Annotated in this window: 16 protein-coding genes and 1 pseudogene; 4 read left to right on the forward strand and 13 right to left on the reverse strand. The window is 71.1% G+C overall.

From position 1 onward, the window contains the following. The 10 genes and pseudogenes from FAF44_RS24930 to FAF44_RS24975 form a co-directional block, all read right to left on the reverse strand. Positions 1 to 880, reverse strand: a pseudogene (locus FAF44_RS24930) (hypothetical protein); the annotation flags it as partial. Between the two features lie 89 nt (positions 881 to 969). Then, on the reverse strand, positions 970 to 2,286 hold the full coding sequence (locus FAF44_RS24935) for a lipopolysaccharide biosynthesis protein (RefSeq protein WP_237105670.1): 1,317 nt from the start codon (positions 2,284 to 2,286) through the stop codon (positions 970 to 972). Next, positions 2,279 to 3,082 (reverse strand): polysaccharide deacetylase family protein, encoded by an 804-nt coding sequence (locus tag FAF44_RS24940; RefSeq protein ID WP_237105671.1) that lies wholly within the window; start codon positions 3,080 to 3,082, stop codon positions 2,279 to 2,281. The genes FAF44_RS24935 and FAF44_RS24940 overlap by 8 nt, the downstream gene beginning before the upstream one ends. Next, positions 3,079 to 4,020, reverse strand: coding sequence for a glycosyltransferase family 2 protein (locus FAF44_RS24945; protein WP_237105672.1), 942 nt, complete (start codon positions 4,018 to 4,020; stop codon positions 3,079 to 3,081). The genes FAF44_RS24940 and FAF44_RS24945 overlap by 4 nt, the downstream gene beginning before the upstream one ends. Before the next feature lie 11 nt (positions 4,021 to 4,031). Continuing rightward, positions 4,032 to 4,865, reverse strand: a complete 834-nt coding sequence (locus FAF44_RS24950) for a glycosyltransferase family 2 protein (RefSeq protein ID WP_237105673.1) — start codon at positions 4,863 to 4,865, stop codon at positions 4,032 to 4,034. 154 nt (positions 4,866 to 5,019) lie between these two features. Continuing rightward, on the reverse strand, positions 5,020 to 6,150 hold the full coding sequence (locus tag FAF44_RS24955) for a GNAT family N-acetyltransferase (protein ID WP_237105674.1): 1,131 nt from the start codon (positions 6,148 to 6,150) through the stop codon (positions 5,020 to 5,022). Then, the gene (locus FAF44_RS24960) at positions 6,147 to 6,518 is read right to left on the reverse strand and encodes a hypothetical protein (RefSeq protein WP_237105675.1); all 372 of its coding nucleotides are present in this window, start codon (positions 6,516 to 6,518) and stop codon (positions 6,147 to 6,149) included. Before FAF44_RS24960 ends, FAF44_RS24955 begins: the two co-directional genes overlap by 4 nt. Positions 6,519 to 6,784: 266 nt before the next feature. After that, positions 6,785 to 8,335, reverse strand: coding sequence for a sigma factor-like helix-turn-helix DNA-binding protein (locus FAF44_RS24965; protein WP_237105676.1), 1,551 nt, complete (start codon positions 8,333 to 8,335; stop codon positions 6,785 to 6,787). Between the two features lie 118 nt (positions 8,336 to 8,453). Then, positions 8,454 to 10,136: a substrate-binding domain-containing protein gene (locus FAF44_RS24970; protein ID WP_237105677.1), complete on the reverse strand. Its 1,683-nt coding sequence runs from the start codon at positions 10,134 to 10,136 to the stop codon at positions 8,454 to 8,456. A 277-nt stretch (positions 10,137 to 10,413) separates the two neighbouring features. Then, a complete protein-coding gene (locus tag FAF44_RS24975) occupies positions 10,414 to 11,052 on the reverse strand; it encodes a hypothetical protein (protein ID WP_237105678.1) in 639 nt (212 codons plus the stop codon). A 148-nt stretch (positions 11,053 to 11,200) separates the two neighbouring features. Here FAF44_RS24975 and FAF44_RS24980 point away from each other — a divergent pair, with 148 nt between their 5' ends. Next, complete coding sequence (locus tag FAF44_RS24980; RefSeq protein WP_237105679.1) at positions 11,201 to 11,971, forward strand: DUF4184 family protein; 771 nt, start codon at positions 11,201 to 11,203, stop codon at positions 11,969 to 11,971. Next, a complete protein-coding gene (locus FAF44_RS24985; protein WP_237105680.1) occupies positions 11,964 to 12,779 on the forward strand; it encodes an RNA methyltransferase in 816 nt (271 codons plus the stop codon). Before FAF44_RS24980 ends, FAF44_RS24985 begins: the two co-directional genes overlap by 8 nt. Before the next feature lie 15 nt (positions 12,780 to 12,794). Here FAF44_RS24985 and FAF44_RS24990 read toward each other — a convergent pair whose 3' ends face one another. Together FAF44_RS24990 and FAF44_RS24995 are read right to left on the reverse strand one after the other, a co-directional pair. Further along, on the reverse strand, positions 12,795 to 13,091 hold the full coding sequence (locus FAF44_RS24990) for a hypothetical protein (RefSeq protein WP_237105681.1): 297 nt from the start codon (positions 13,089 to 13,091) through the stop codon (positions 12,795 to 12,797). A 92-nt stretch (positions 13,092 to 13,183) separates the two neighbouring features. Continuing rightward, entirely contained in the window at positions 13,184 to 14,242 is a 1,059-nt protein-coding gene (locus FAF44_RS24995) for a LacI family DNA-binding transcriptional regulator (RefSeq protein WP_237105682.1), read from the reverse strand. Positions 14,243 to 14,315: 73 nt separating this feature from the next. Here FAF44_RS24995 and FAF44_RS25000 point away from each other — a divergent pair, with 73 nt between their 5' ends. After that, the gene (locus FAF44_RS25000) at positions 14,316 to 14,498 is read left to right on the forward strand and encodes a hypothetical protein (protein ID WP_237105683.1); all 183 of its coding nucleotides are present in this window, start codon (positions 14,316 to 14,318) and stop codon (positions 14,496 to 14,498) included. Positions 14,499 to 14,546: 48 nt separating this feature from the next. Further along, positions 14,547 to 15,122, forward strand: a complete 576-nt coding sequence (locus FAF44_RS25005; RefSeq protein ID WP_237105684.1) for a hypothetical protein — start codon at positions 14,547 to 14,549, stop codon at positions 15,120 to 15,122. A gap of 22 nt (positions 15,123 to 15,144) precedes the next feature. On the opposite strand, the gene FAF44_RS25010 is transcribed toward FAF44_RS25005, so the two are convergent. Then, entirely contained in the window at positions 15,145 to 15,978 is an 834-nt protein-coding gene (locus FAF44_RS25010; RefSeq protein ID WP_237105685.1) for a D-alanyl-D-alanine carboxypeptidase family protein, read from the reverse strand. Positions 15,979 to 16,071: the final 93 nt, after the last annotated feature.

Raw genomic sequence — 16,071 nt, forward strand, 5'->3', positions numbered from 1 at the left:
GCGCCCCTGAGGCCCCGGACCTCGATGCGCCCGGCCCCGGTGCACCCGGTCCTGAGCCGCCAGGTCCTGACGCGCCGGAGCCCGGTGCGCCCGGTCCTGGGACGCCCGGTCCCGAGTTGCCGGGCCCTGGGACGCCGGGCCCTGGGACGCCGGGCCCTGGGACGCCGGGCCCGGGGGCGGTCGGTCCGGTGCCGGCCGCGGGGCCGGCGGGTGACTTGGTGGGTGGCTTGGCGGGTGGCTTGGCGGGCGACGCCGGTGTCTTGCCGGGCGCGCCGGCTACCAGAGCACCCGGCGGCGCGGTCTCGGCCCCGGCACCCGGCCCCGGCTTGCGGCCAGGAGCCCCGGGCTTCGCCCCGGAGGAGCCACCGGTCTCCGCCCCGACAGCCTCAGATACGGCCCCAGCAGTGCCAGGCTTCGCCTCGGCGGTCCCAGGCTCGGCCCCAGCGATACCAGGCTTCGCCTCGGCGGTACCAGGCTTCGCCTCGGGGGTCTCGGGCTTGGCTCCGGTGGTCCCGGGCTTGGCCTCGCGGGCGTAGGGATTGACCCCGGCAACCTCGGACTTCGCCTCGCGGGTCGCGGTCTCGGCCCCCGCCGCGTCCGCTTTCGCGTCGGCCGCATCGGGCTTCGCCTCGGGGGCGGGCTGCACGGACATGGTCACGGTGCCGGCGGTCGAAGGGTCGTCGCCCTCCTCGGCCGTCGGCGGACGCCCGATGTGCAGCGGGCCGGGCAGCCGGATGGCCGTGGTCCGGTCCGCTTCCGGCTCGGCGGCGCCTTCACCGGCGGCGCTCTTCGGAGGGTCCTCGGCCGAGCCGGCCTGCTCGCCCGGGGGCGGGAAGGTCAGCTTGGGGATGACTCCCGTCGCTTCCGGATCGAAGGGCACGTCTGACTCCTCCTTGTCGCCACGCACCTCCGAGGAGCCCGTGATCCCCGATTGCATGCCATCGCCGTCCCGTTGCCTCACGTTGACCATCATGAAGCCCCGGACGACCCCTGGGTGACAGTCGGCCTACCGCTTTCGCCGAATTTGAGAATTTTGCGGAGATTTCCGAAGATCAAAAGTGCGACAAGCACCTCGCTGAACAACAATCCGTACCCCACGGCGTTCACCCCGAAGGAGGGGAAGAGCGCGAGGGTGGACACCAGCACCAGCACCGCCAGCCCGATCTGGACGATCGCCAGCGTGCGCGCCTGGCTCTGCGCCCGCAGCGCGCTCAGGTACACCTCGATCAGCACCCGCGGCAGCACCGCCAGCGACATGAGCCGCAGCAGCGTCGTGCCCTCCTCGGCGAACGCGGAGCCGAAGATGTGCAGGATCAGCGGCGCCCCGAGGATCACCACCGTGATGATCGGAATGACGATCATGAACGCCCGGCGCAGCGCCCGCCGGCAGTTCTCGGCCAGCCTGGCACGGTCGAAGGAGCCCTCGACGGTCAGTGACACCGCCATGTTCATCGCCAGCAGCTCGATCATGCTGGCCAGCGTGTGCGCCATCGAGAAGCGTCCGAACGTGGCCTCGCCCACCTGGGTGGCGACGACCACGGGCACCAGGTAGACGATCGCCAGGATCGACAGCGTGCCGGGGAAGTCGCCGGCCAGGAACCGGCCGACCTCGCGCAGCCTGGGCGGCTCCTGCGTGGTGGCGGCCTGCTTGACGTGCCGGGGCACGACGACGCCGAAGATCAGCCACTGGACCGGGATGAGGGCGAGCGCGGTCGGGATCACCCACGAGACGAAGATGCCGCCGGTCGGCAGCGCCCCCGCCAGGGCCACCAGCAGGCCCATCTTGACTAGGCCGAAGACCAGGTTGTTCAGCGGTACGAAGGTGGCTCTGCGCAGGCCGGTCAGCACCACGTCCTGGAGGGTGAAGACCGCCCACACCACCACGGAGGCCAGGAAGAACAGGCCGGGCCCGAACCCGCCCAGCACCTGGTACGTCTGCCCCCACATCGGCAGCGTCAGCAGGAAGCCCAGGGCGGCGACCCCGCCCGTGGCGGCGGCCAGGCCGTAGCCGCGCAGGATGAGTTCGGGCGTGCGGCGGCCCGCCACCGGCAGGAACCGGGCCAGCGCGCCCACGAAGCCGAGCGCGGTCAGCGACGCGAACAGCCGCATGGCCGTGATCACGGCCTGGCCGCGGCCGAACTCCTCCGGCGAGTAGTAGTGCGCGGCCAGCAGCCAGTAGCCCATCCCGAGCACCCCGGTGACCACGGTGTTCACCATGAGCGCGTAGCCCTGGCGGAACAGCGGGTTACGCAGGTCGCGAAGGATCTTTGCCCAGACGCTAGACATTTCGCCGCACCCGCTGCAGCCCGTACCTCGTCCGGCGGACGACCGCGTACCCCTTGGTGAGGATGCGTTCGCGCATGTAGATGAGCGGGACGGCGGTGCCTTCGACGGCGCGCCTGAACATGTTGATGGTGGTGCCCTTGCCGACCGTCAGCCGGGGGATGGCCAGCATGTCATGACGGTCGGCGGCGATCGTATTGCTGACCGCACAAGCTGCGAAATATCCGGCCTTACGGACTTCGCGGCGTACGCGGGCGCTGGAGTACCCGTACGGATAGGCCATGGTGGCGACCGGCGTGCCGATCTTCTCCTCCAGCAGCCCCTTGTTCCGGCGCAGCTCCTGCCGCAGCTCCTCGGTGCGGAGCTGGTCGAGCTGCGGATGGCTGTGGCTGTGGCCGCCGATCTCGACGCCGGTCTGCGCCGCCTCGCGGGCCTGGCCCCACGACAACATGTCGTCGAGCGGCCGGCCCGCGGCGTCCTTGCCCGCGTCGGAGACCCAGCCGCTGGTCAGGAAGACCGTGGCCGGGAAGTTGTGCTGTTCGAGCAGCGGCAGCGCGTGGCTGTGGAAGTCGGCGTAGCCGTCGTCGAACGTCACGACGATCGGCTTGTCCGGCAGCGACAGCCCGTTGTTCTTGTTGAAGCGCGCCACCAGGTCGCCCAGCGTGAGCGGCGTGAAGCCGCTCTCCGCCAGGTACGCGAGCTGCTCGGCGAGGTCGGAGGGCCGCACCGCGTGCGGCTTGGTCTCGTCGTTGGGCGAGTCGGTGACCGAGTGGTACATGAGGATCGGTACGCGGATCATGACCGTGCCACCTTCAGCCGTACGGAACCCACGACGTAACCCCAGGTCGTCCAGGCCAGCCCGATCACGATCGCGGCGGCCCTGCCGAGCCCGCCCACGTCGCCGCGGAAGGTGTCGCCGACGCCGCGCAACGCGCCGAGCGGCAGTGTCTTCATCGCGTGCGCGCGCTCGCTCGACAGCCCGTCCTGGGTGCCGACCTCCCGCGTCACCAGCGCCTTCGACAGCCCCTCCGCGTAACACCTGGACCTGAAGTAGGCGAACCTCTCGCGCTGGCCGGACACCTTGTGCCCGATCACCGCGCGCGGTTCGAACAGCATGACCGAGCCCGGCCTGCGCTGCGACAGCCTGATGCAGAACTCGGTCTCCTCGCACCCGAGCGGGCGCGACTTGCGACCCTGCACGCTGCGGCCGATACCGCTGTGGAAGCCGCCGACCTCCGACACGGCGTCACGCAGGAAGGCGGCGTTGCCGCCCATGACGTTGCGGATCGGCGCCCGGACCGCGGGCATGCCGCGATAGGTGCAGCCGACCGTCCAGTCGAACTCGTACGGGAACCAGCGCGGCCGCCTGCCCGACGCCCACAGGGGGTCGGTGCGACCGCCGACGCCGACGACGCCGGGTTCCTGGAAGCCCTCCTCCAAAGCCTCCAGCCACCCGGGGTCGGCGACCGCGTCGTCGTCGAGGAAGGCGACGATCTCACCGTTGGCCGTGGCCACGCCGGTGTTCTTGCCGCCGGACAACCCCTGCTCGTGCGTGTTCTCCACCACGATGGCCTGCGGGTACTCGCGCTTGAGCTTGAGGTGCAGGTCGGGGTTGTGGTCGACCACCAGGATCAGCTCGTGTGCCGGGCGCGTCTGGTTCTCGACCGACTCGACTGCCTGCCTGATGTCCTCCCACCGCTCGTCGGTGTAGACGCAGATGACAACAGACGTGTTCACAACGATCCTTCTTAAGCGACGCCTCGGTCAGCGGCAGGAGTGGCGGCGGGCTCAGGCTGAGGCGGAGTGGGCTGGCGACGCCACTCCTTCAGGATGGTCTTGAGCACGCGGAAGCCATCTCGTACGACGTGCAGGTTGCTCTCGCCGTGGATGCGGTTGCGCTCGTGGCTCGGCACCTCGTGCACCTTCAACCCGGCCTTGGCCGCGCGCACGTTCATCAGTGTCTCCACCTCGAAGCCGTCGCAGTCGAGGTCGAGCACATCGAGGTGGCGCGCCCAGAACGCGTTGTAGCCATAGCAGAGATCGGTGTACTGGGTGCGGTACATCACGTTGACGATGCCGGTGAGGACCTTGTTGCCCAGGCGCCGGTTGATCGTCAGGTCGTCGCTGCCGCCCCCGGCGGCGTAGCGCGAGCCCTTGACGAAGTCGGCCCCGGTCACCAGCGCGCCCACGAAGTTGATGATCTCGCGGCCGTCGGTCGAGCCGTCGGCGTCGATCATCACGATGATGTCGCTGGTGCAGGCGGCGAAACCGATGGCCAGGGCGTCGCCCTTGCCCTTGCCGGTCTGCGCCACCACTTTGACGTTCGGCCGCAGCCGCCTGGCCACGGCGACCGTGTCATCGACGGAGTTGCCGTCGACGAGCACGATCTCGTCGACCCACTGCGGAATGGTGGCGAAGACGTGCGGCAGGTTCTCCGCCTCGTTCATCGCCGGCACGACCACGCTGACCGTCGGGGAGATGGCCAGGTGCGGGGTGACCGGCGTGAAGCTCGAGGGCGGCGGCATCGACCTGAGGGGAGCGGCGTGGACCTTGCCGTTGTGCTTGGTTATCTCGGGACTCATGGCGAGGGAAATCCTTCCGAGACCCCGCGCTGCGGACCGGACGGAACCATCCCCGGGTGCTGCGGGGACGGCGAAACCGGCGAGCGGTGCATCGAAGGGTCCTGTGTGAAGTGTGAGGGTGTCGTGCTGTGCCGGGGGGTCGTCCGGGAGCGTTCTAACGTGCTCCCGTCGGTTCCTGACTTACTGCGTTGGATGGCTCCTGACGTTGAATCGAGGTGCGCACCCGACCGAAGCCCTTCAGGACACGGTCGGCCGCCCTATAGAGAGACGGCCGATCCATGACAATTGTTCGGGCCTTGTTGAAAGGAGTTCTGCCCATCCAGTGAACGGCCGCCGACGCCGACGGTCGCGAGACCCGGCCTTCGGCGACGTACAGGACCCCGCTCTTGAGCCAGTCCTTGTATTCCTTGCCGCCCTTGCCCATGTCCACCATGTGCAGCCCCGCGTTCGCGGCGGCCTCGGCCATCTGGAGGTGATGGACGATACCCGGCGAATAACGGGCGTACTCGGTGTCGTAGGCGGGGAACCACCCTACAAGCGTGGTCGCCGTCCGGAGCCCGAAATGGCCCGCCACCGGTACGTCCCCGGCATAAAGCATGGTCAGCACACCCGCGAAGTCCGATGAGTTCTCGGCATGCATCATGTCCGTCAGTTCGACGATCCACGGCTGCGCGAACCTGTCCACCCGGCCGGTCCGCTGGTACTGGTCGGACTTCCAGGCGAGCAGGGTGCGCAGCACCTCCGGGTCGGCCGAGGACCACTCCAGGCGTACGTCGCCGTGCTCCCTGCCGAGCTTGCGCTCCTTGTAGCGCACGGTCTTGAGGTTCTTCGGCGAGTTGGCCTTGACCTGCTCGAGCCAGGAGTCGAAGCCGGAGGTGAAGTCCATGACCGGCGCGGGCCGGACGTCGGACTCGTACGCGGCGAACGTCGGCTGCCCGGCCACCAGGTGGTCGAAGTCGAAGACGCTCAGCTTGCAGGCGCGCAGCAGGGCCTTGGCGTCGAGCTTCACCTCGGGGGCCGAGATCAGGCCGTGACATGTGGTCAGGAAGCCGCCGAGCGGTTTGCCGATGCCGAAGCTGTGCCGCTCGTACGGGAAGAATCCCGTGATGCCGCTTCCGTCGGAGATGACCGCCACCCGCACGTAGTCACGCAGACGGTCCATGGCCACGGCGAACTCGACCGACAGGAACGGGTTGTCCAGACTGCGGTCGGCCTTCTGCAGCTCCCGCCACCGGGCCCGCTCGGAGTCCCCGAGTTCTCCTGGCCGAACTACCTGGATCTTCACCTTGCCTTGGCCCCCTGTTCGGTCTGCATGCTCTTCCCCCGGTACAACACCCGAAGCACGTACATGAACCCTCCGAGCACGGCGACCGTCGCGACACCGGCCCGGGGCGACCACGCGTTGAAGAGCAGCATGGCCTCGGCGAGGAGCACGTTGAGTACGAGACTCGCCGCGGCTCCTACGGATAGAGCGGCGAGGGGGTCACGATCGCGCAACAGTCCCACCACTGCCGCCCCTGGGACGACCAGAAGGAACAGGGAGATCAGGAGCGGACGCAGCGGCGTGTCGATATCGAACAGCGCGATGATCGCTCCTGCGATGCAGGCCAGCGCGACCAGCCAGGCCAGCGCTCTGCGGTGCTGCTTCAGCATCTCCTGTCTCTCTCCTGCTCTTGCTGGTTACAGCGCGATTGATCGCAGTTCATGGGACCAATCCACGCTACGACACGTCAATGCCGACGCTTGGCGACGTGCTCCGGTTTACCGATGGGCGGAGTTTTCTCGTGTGATGTTCAACACACAGTCAAGTGATCGCCCTGCCCCGGCGCGGTCCCCAAGCACACCAGAATGCCCTATGTAGCCTAGGGTTCACGAGTCAGGGTCCGATTTATATCCGTTTGTCGGGTTAAAGTGCTGACTTACTGCGGGTCGTCACTCGACCATGTCGTCCCGGCGTCCGAGGTCGGGGACGCGGTGGGCGTCTCCGAGGCCGGCGGGTCGTCGGACGGCTGTTCGGGCAGCTCGTCGCCGGGCCACGACAGCGAGCAGGTCGCGGTGCCGGCGCTCGAGGTGAAGGTGACGCGGCCGTCGCCGGATTCGTCCGGGACGGCGACCGTCACCACGACCGTCTCCGAGCCGCCCGCCCTGATCGAGCCGCTCGCCGGACGCGTGTCCAGCCCCTGCGAGGCCGTCGCCACCCAGGAGACCGCGGCGTTGCGGGCGCTGAGCCGGATCTCCGCCGCGCCGTCGATCGTCTCCGGGCAGGACACCGCGATCCGGGCGGCGGGCGCGGGCCTGCGGCGGGTGGCGGTGGGCGCGGGGGCCCGCCGGGTGATCCGGCGCGGGGCCGCCGCCGGCGGCGTCACCCTGGCCTGCGGGGTGCGGCTCGCCGGCGTGCTCGGGCTGGGGGTCGGCGACGGCTCGTCCGCCTCGATCGGCGGCTCCGTCGTGAGGTCGTCCTCCGGCGCGGACGTGGGGGAGACGGGCACCGGCCGCAGCGCGGTCGTGTCGGACGCGCCGCTCCCGCTGACCATCACCACCGCGCCGGTCGCGGCGAGCAGGCACGCGCCCGCCAGCACGATCGGCGCCAGCCGCCGCGGCCGGCGACGGCGCGAGCGGCGATCGGCCGCCACCGGGAAGCCCGACCGGTCGAGGCCGTCGCTCCGGTCCGTGATCAGGACCCGGGTCTGGTCCAGCTCGGGCCGGACACACGTGTCGATCACCCGGAGGCGCAGCGAGATCGGCGGGTAGGCGACCGGCGCCAGGTCCAGCAGCCGCGCGGCCGGTACCAGACGGTGCCGCCGCTCGGTGCACACCTCGCACCCGCCGATGTGCCCCGACAGCCGCCGACGCAGCAGCGGGGTCAGCGGCCCCTCCCAGGAGTCCAGCATCGCCGACAGGTCGGGGCAGTGCGCCCGGCCGGTCCTGGCCAGCACCACGGCCGCCGCGGCGTTCTCCAGGTGGTCGCGCGCCCGGCCCAGCCGGGTGGCCGACTGCCGGGAGGTCAGGCCGAGCACCGCCCCGACCTCCGACGGGGTCAGGCCGTGCCGCGACGACAGCTCCAGCACCTCGCGCTGGCCCCCGCTCAGCTCGCCCAGCGCCTCGTGGACCATGCCGGCCAGCTCGGGATCCTCGTGCCGATCGAACTCGGGCGACGGCAGGCCGCGGGCCGGGGTGCCGCCGGGGCGGCGGGCCGTCCTGGCGCGTGCCTGGAACCGGGTCAGCGCGTACAACCAGGCCCGCAGCCGGGCCGGCTCCTTCAGCCGGGACGCGCAGCCGTGCGCGGTGACCAGCGCGTCGTGCACGGAGTCGGCCGCCAGGTCGGCGTCTCCGGACAGGTGGAAGGCGTAGGCGTGCAGGCGTTCGGCGTAGGAGTCGTAGAGCGTGGTGGGAGCGGCGGTGTCCGCGCGCCGCAGGGCCTCGACCAGCTCCTGGTCGTGCGCGCGATCGACGGTCGGCCATTCGGGCACGGATTCCCCTCCCCGCGGTCGGACACTCGGTCAAGCCCCACGCGGAGAGGACGCGGCCTCGTTCGGCCGGGTTCGCCCGCCATGCCCAACAGGCATGGCGGGCCGGTCGGTCAGCGGGTCAGCCGTCGCAGTCGGGCGTGCAGAGACGGCGCTCCATGCCCCGCAGGAAGAAGTCACGGACCTGCAGGACGTCCTCGGCGATGTACGCCTCGCCGCCGGTGGCCTTGGCCATGGCCTCCATCCCCTGCTTGCCCTGCTTGGCGTCCGGCCCGAAGGCGATGAGCAGGATGCTGATCGGCCGCTTCGGGTTGTAGGTCTTCTTCAGGAACTGCAGCAGCTCGGCGTTCCCGACGCCGCCGTCGGGGTCGTCGTTGCCCGCGCCGTCGGTGAGGATCAGCAGGGTGTTGACCTTGTCCTCGGCGAACGTCTTGGTGAGCTGCGTGTAGGCCGCCTTGACCGTGTCGTTCAGCCCGGTGTCGCCCGTGGCCTTGGCCTGGAGGGTGGCGAACGTCCGGACCATCTGCTCCTTGCGCAGCGTGCCGTCGAGCGACTCGCTCAGCGGCCCGACGGAGACGAGTTCCTTCCAGTCCTTGCCCTGACCGTCGAGATGCGTGGAGAAGGACCACAGGCCCATCTCGGACCCGGCGGGGAAGAGCGCGAGGCCCTCGGTGGCGATCCGGTTGATGGCCTGCATGCGGGTCATGTTCGTGCCGGGGACGGGCAGCGCCATCGTGCCCGAGACGTCGAGCAGGGTGAGCAGGCGGGTGCCGAGGTTCAGCCGGGTCCAGGTCTGCACCATGCGGGTCACGGTCGGGCCGTCCGGCGGCTCCAGGGCCGCGGGGGTCTCGGGGGTGAAGCCCTTGTCCTCCGACAGCGCGTCACCGGCCTTGCCGTCCGTGCCGCGGAAGCCGGCGTCGCGCAGGATCTTCCCGGCCGACTCGCCGGTCAGGTTCTGCTTGAAGTCCGCGGCGGCCTTACGGACCTGCGGGTCCTTGGTGAGGATCGTGACCGGGTAGTCGAGGCTGAGCGTGCCCTCCTTGGGGTAGAGGGCGACCACCGGAGACTCCGGCTTCCTGGTGTTGTGGGCGTAGATGGCCTGCTCCGAGGCGACGCCCACCGGCACCCTGGAGCCCGACTTGACGGTGAGGCTGGCCAGCAGCGCCGTCGCGTCGGAGGCGAGCTGGCCCGACAGCTCCTTCAACGCGCCCACCAGCGCCTGGTCCTGCTTCGCCTCCCTGGCGGTGCCGGCCGCGGCGAGCAGCGCGGCCAGCCCGGCGGAGTTCTTCTGCGGGTCGAGGGCGAGCACCCGGACCTTCCTGCCGGGGCCGTCCACGTTGGCCACGTTCGCCGCCGAGACCATGGCGACCCAGCTCGGCTCCAGCGCGCCGGAGAGCTTCGAGGCGGCCGACCGCGCCGCCGCCAGCACCACGGGGGAGCTCGCGATCGACCCCTCCACCTGCGGCAGCAGGTCGCCGGACGGGGTGTCGCGCAGGCTCTCCATGAGCAGGCTGGAGTCGGCCACCCAGAAGTCGGCCTCGGCCTTGCCCGCCGCGAGCGCGTTCGCCGTCCTGGCCGCCGCCTCCTTGGCCACCGTCACTTCGACGCACTTGCTGTCGATCGAGTGCATGGCCTTGTTATAGTTACTTGCGATCTTGCTCAGCGCGGGCTGGATGTCGGGGGTCGCGACCACGCGCAGCGGCAGCTTGCCGGCGGTGCAGTCGTGTTCGCGGGTGAAGACCACGAACGCGGCGACGCCGAGGAGCACGGCCAGGGCGACGGCTCCGGCCAGCGGTACGAGCACCCTGCCGCGACCGCGTCTGGCGCGCCTGCGCGGTGGTGGTGGTTCGCTGGCTCGGTATCCGCCGTCGAGATCGTCTGTCCGGTGTCGCCCCACGGTGTCCTCTTAGGTGTTTTTTATGACCTTCCGGAGACCCTAGCGGGAGTTGCTCCGCAATACTCCGGGAACGATACTCGGTGCGGTCTGTGTGGCAAAACAGCCCTTTTGGTGCGACGATTACCCTCTGTGGTGACAGTTTCCGGCCAGCGTGACGGCTCCCGGGCGCGGCCGGCGTGATCGTTCAGTGGCAGCAGGCGTGACCGCGCCAGGCCCGTCCGCCCTCGCGTACGGCGACCGCCGCCAGCGCCACCGCCACCGCCGGATCCACCCACCACCACCCGATCGTGTTCAGCCACAGCCCGGCCAGCACCCCCGCCGCCATGGCCGCGCAGATGAGGTTCTGGGTGCCCTCGCCGGACGTCGCCGCCGACGCCAGCCGCACGCCCAGCCGCCGCTTGACCATCCCCAGCACCGGCATGCTGACCAGGCTGAACGTCGTCACCACGATCCCCAGCGCGCTCGGGGCCGCCCGGTGCCCCGCGTCGAGGTCGTGCAGGACGTGGATCACCAGATAGGGCGCCAGCAGCCAGAAGCTGAGCGCCACCGCCTTCCTGGCGGTGCTCTCGGCGCTCTTGGACAGGGTGCGCGCGCCGGTGAACCGCCACACCACGATCAGGCTGGCCGCCGCCTCCACGAGCGCCGCCGTCCCCCACCCGATGAGCGCCACCGAGTGCGCGGCCAGCCCCGCGGCCAGGCCGAGCGCGCTCTCCACCCCCAGCCAGGCCAGCGTGGCGACGGAGAGCCGACGAGCGGTCCGCGCGGCCCGCAACCATTCGGCTGACGCGGCCGGATGCTCCTGAATCCGCTGATCAGGCACCATGAACCCCCGAACTCCCGGCAACCCGGCCGTCGACAGCGATACGTACCGTACCCACTACGCACCGTGGCCAGGAACGGCGAGGGCAAAGCGGGGTCAAGTTTCGGCCGCATAATGCTCACCGGGGATCATCCGCCGGGGGGAGAGATCATTGCCGTTCACGCCCAGCCACATCGCCGCCGTGCTGCCGCTGATCGGGTCGCACCGCGTCCGCAGGTTCGTCGATCCGTGGGCGCTGGCGTTCGGCGCGATGGTGCCCGACCTGCCGGTCTTCCTGACGTTCCTGCCCGACTACAGCGACTGGCACTCCTGGCTCGGCGTGGTCACGATCGACCCGCTCGCGGTGCTGATCCTGCTCCCGCTCTTCCACCTCGTGCTGCGCGACCCGCTGATCGCGCTGCTGCCGCCCGCGCTCGCCGGCCGCGCCGCGCTCCTCGCGCCGCGCCGCCTGCGGCTGCTGCCGATGGCGGCCGGCGCCGTGGCCGGCGCGGCCACCCACGTCCTGTGGGACTCCTTCACCCACTCCACCGCCTCCGTCGAGTGGGGCGCGTGGCTGTCGGTCTCCGTCTTCGGCGTGATCAGGCTCTTCCGCCTGCTCCAGTACGTCTCCTCCGCGGCCGGCCTGGCCGTGCTCGTGTGGTGGGGATGGCGTGGCCTGTCCCGCATGGCGGCGGCCCCCGTGCCGGACCGGCTGCGCCTGCCGGCCCGCGCCCGCCTGGCCGTCCTCGTGGCGTCGGGTCTCGGCGTCGTGGCCGGGGCCGTGCTCTGGCCCCTCATCGACGAGCCGAACCCGAAGTTCGGCATCGCCGCCGTGATCACCAAGACCGGCGCGGGCACGGTGATCGGCCTGGTCCTGGTGCTGCTCTGCTACGCGGTGGTCTGGCAGGTCAGGCGGCGCGTGGCAGTATCGGAAAGTGCTTGAGTACGTAACCGACCCCGACGACCCGCGCCTGTCCGACTACACCCGCCTGCGGGACGTCGAACTGCGCAAGAGCCTCGAAGCCGAGCGCGGCCTGTTCCTGGCCGAGGGGGAGAAGGTGATCAGGCGGGCCGTCGGAGCCGGCTACCCGATCCGGTCCGTGCTGACCACCCGCCGCTGGCTGGCCGCGCTGGAGGACGTCCTCGGGGACGCCACCGTCTACGTGGCCGGCGACGAGGTCATGTCGCGGGTCGCGGGCTTCCCGGTCCACCGGGGGGCGCTGGCCTCCATGGAACGCCTGCCGCTGCCCACCATGGAGTCCCTCGTGAAGGGCCCCGCCCGCCGCCTCCTGGTCCTGGAGGACCTGGTGGACCACGCGAACGTCGGGGCGATCTTCAGGTCGGCCGCCGCGCTCGGGGTGGACGCGATCATCCTGTCCCCCCGCTGCGCCGACCCGCTCTACCGGCGGGCGGTCAAGGTCGCGATGGGCGCGGTCTTCTCCATCCCGTACGCCCGCATGGACGACTGGTTCACCGGCCTCGAACGGCTCCGCGCGGCCGGCTACCAGAGCCTGGCCCTGACCCCCGATCAGGGCGCCGCCCCCATCGACACCGTCGTGTTGCGCGAGCGGGTGGCGCTGCTGCTCGGGGCCGAGGGCGACGGCCTGTCCTCCCACTGGCTGCACGAGGCGGACCAGGCCGTGTGCATCCCCATGAGCCCCGTGGCCATGGAGGCCGGGGTCGACTCGCTCAACGTGGTGGCCGCCGCCGCGATCGCCTGCCACGGGCTGATGAGGTCGGCGGGCGCGTGATCGGCGGGCTCGGGGTCAGGGGTGGTCGTCCTTGAGCCATTCGGGGTAGTTGTCGATGTCGTGGCTGACCGGCTCGAAGTCGATCGGGGTCGCGGCGCCGGCGGCGCCGAGGTGCCGGCGCAGGGCGGGCAGGTGCTCGTCCGTGGAGATGAGCGTGAGCTGCCAGGCGGGGTCGTCGTGCTGGGCGGCCGGGCGGGGGAGCGCGGCGATGTCGATCGACGTGGCGAGCCCCGTCAGGAGGATGCCGTGCGCGAGCTCGGCCGCCCTCGTGTGAGTCTCGGTCGTCATGCGGACCTCGAAGAATTCCGCCATGAGGTTGTCCTTAACAGAGGGGAGGGGCAACACCCTACCTGCGGAAACGAGAAAGGGACCGGATTTCGCGGGTAATTCGTCCATAGTTGGTGTCACGGGTGCCGGTGGGCGGGAGGGGCGGTGGAGGCCCGGACGACCAGTTCGTGCGGGAACAGCCGCCGCTCGGGCCGCGCCGCGCTGCCCGCCAGGAGCAGCCGGCCCGCGGCCGCGCCCATCTCCTGCTTGGCCTGGCGGATCGTGGTCAGGCCCGCCTCCTGCGCCGCGCTGTCGGAGAAGCCCACCACCGACAGGTCGGCGGGCACCCGCAGCCCCAGGTCGGCGGCGGCGTCGAGGACGCCGAGGGCCAGCACGTCGGTGTTGGCGAGGATCGCGCTCGGCCGCGGGTCGCGGCCGAGCAGCGCGTGCCCCGCCCGCCGCCCCGCCTCGCGCGAGTTGCGCGCCACCTCGTAGAACGGCACCGCCGCCCAGTCGAGGCCAGCCTCCTCGCAGGCTCGCTGGTAGCCGCCGCGCCGCGCCCGCATGGCGGCGAACGACGCCGTCTCCTGCCGCTCGGGGCCGGCCCAGCCGGAGTGGCCGTCCTCGTGCAGCCCCACCATGACCACCCCGAGCCGGCGGTGGCCGAGGTCGAGCACGTGCCGCGCCGCCGCCGCGCCCGCCGCGGGCTCGTCGATGCCGAGGAACGGGTGCCCCGCCACATACGGCTCGTCCACCACCACGACGGGCAGCTTCCTGGCCAGCACCTCCGCGAGGGCCGGATGCCCGTCGGGCAGCGACATCACGCAGAACGCGTCCACCACGGCGTCCCTGACCGGGTCGCTGCGCCGGTCGCCGTGCGGCAGCGGCAGGATGAGCAGGCCCACGCCCGCGTCCTCCGCCGCGGTGGCCAGCCCCTGGAAGAACCCGATCGCGTACGGGTCGGCGAACGCGTACGCCAGTGTCTCGCTGAAGAGCAGGCCGAGCGCGCCCGCGCGGCCGAGCCGCAGGGAGCGGGCGGTCGGGTTGGGGCCGGCGTAGCCGAGTTCGCCGGCCACCTCCAGGATGCGCCGCCGCAGGCCGTCGCTGAGCTGGTCGGGGCGGGAGAAGGCGTACGACACGGTGGCCCGGGACACGCCGAGGCGGTCGGCGATCGTCTGGAGTGTGACCTTGGCCATGGTCCAACCGTAGCGGAGCGCTTGCCCAAGCTTTCTTAATTGATTAAGATCTTAATTGATTAAGGAGGCTCGGATGGATGCCATGCAAGTGCTCGCCCATCAGGCCGCGATGGGCTATCGCGACACCCTCGGGCAGGCGCTGCCCGGCGCGCCGCGCCGCCCGGACCGGCGGCCGGCGATCAGGGTGCGGTTGCGGCTGGCGTACTCGCTCAGATGGACGGCCGACCGGCTCGACCCGGCGTGCCGGGCCGCGTGATGATGCACAATGTGATCGATTGATCACGGGGTGTGTGCGGAGGATCCCATGAAGGTGGCGTGGATCGTGGCGCTGGCCGCCACGGCGGGGGTCCTGGGCCCCTGGGCGGCGGACGGCGACGGGCGCGCGGGGCGCGCGAAGCCCCGCCCGAGATCCGCCCCGGCCGCCGCGTTGAGCTGCGCCGTCGCCACCCCGGCCGGGCGTCCGCTGGAGTTCACGCCCAAGGTCGGACTCACGCCGCGCCGGGTCGAGGCGCGCGGCCTGCTGGAGCTCACCGGATGCGCCTCGCCCGACGGCACGGCCCCGGCGCTGCGCTCGGGGTGGGGCACCGTGAAGGCCACCGTCGAGGCGTCCTGCACCAGCGCCCGTCACGTGCGGGGCAGCGCCGTCATCACCTGGTTCGGGGCGAGCGGGCGGCCCGTCGGCACCTCCAGGCTGCGGGTCAGGGCCGATCGGCTCGTGGCCCAGCGTCCGGTGGACTCGTTGCTCACCGGCACCGTCGCGGCCGGGTGGCTGGCGAAGTCGCGTGTCAGGGGCGACATCACGCCCGCCGCGGCGATCCTCGGCTGCGCCGCGAACGGCATGTCCTCGATCCCGGGGCGCGGGCGCATCGAGTTCGGCTGACCGTCCGCGACGCCGTGCCGGATCAGCCGAAGGCCACCTGCTCGCCCGCGTAGTCGAGCAGCTTCTCCGCCGTCGAGAAGCGGCGCTCGTCCTGGTCGCCCAGCAGCACGCCCACGACCTGCAGGCCGTTGCGCTCACCGGCGAACAGCAGGCAGTACCTGGCCGCGTTCGTGTAGCCGGTCTTCACGCCCAGCACGTCGTCGGCCCGGGTGAGCAGCTTGTTGGTGTTGCGCCAGGTGTGCGCGCGGTGCACCTTGGTCTTGCCCACCTTGTGGCTGGTGCTCCCCACCACGGTCGCGAAGACGCTGCTCTCCAGCGCGAGCCGGGCCAGCTTCACCTGGTCGGCGGCCGTCGAGTAGCCGCCGTTGGCGGGGGTGGGCATGCCGTCGGCGTTGGTGTAGCGGGTGTCGCTGAGGCCGAGCGCGCGGGCGGCGCGGTTCATCTTGGCGATGAAGGCCGTCTTGCCGGGGCCGTAGTGCCGGGCCAGGGCGTTGGCCGCGTCGGCGCCCGAGGGCAGCATGAGCGCGTACAGCAGGTCCCTGGTGGTGAGGCGCTCGCCCGCGCGCAGGCCCGCCGTGGCGGCCCCGCCGCGGGCGGCGTACCTGACGTCCGTCGCGCCGATCGTGACCGTGTCGCTCATCCGGCCCTCCTGGAGCACGACGTACGCGGTCATCACCTTGACCAGGCTGGCCACCGGCAGGCGCTTGGTCTCCCGCTTGCCGAGGTGGACCGTTCCGGCGGAATCGACGACGTACGCCGCCTTGGCCCCCACGGCCGGCTCCTGCGCGGCCACGGCGGGGGAGGCCCCCACGACGAGGGACACCACGACAGCGCCTATCAAACGCCCAATACGCATGACCATCATGTTGGCAGGAGATCGAGCTTTCGTTTGCCGAACGCGGCCACGCGCCACCTATAGATGGGGGTAAATCATTGATAGATCCGATAT

Source organism: Nonomuraea sp. MG754425 (assembly GCF_021699195.1).
Taxonomy (GTDB): Bacteria; Actinomycetota; Actinomycetes; order Streptosporangiales; family Streptosporangiaceae; genus Nonomuraea.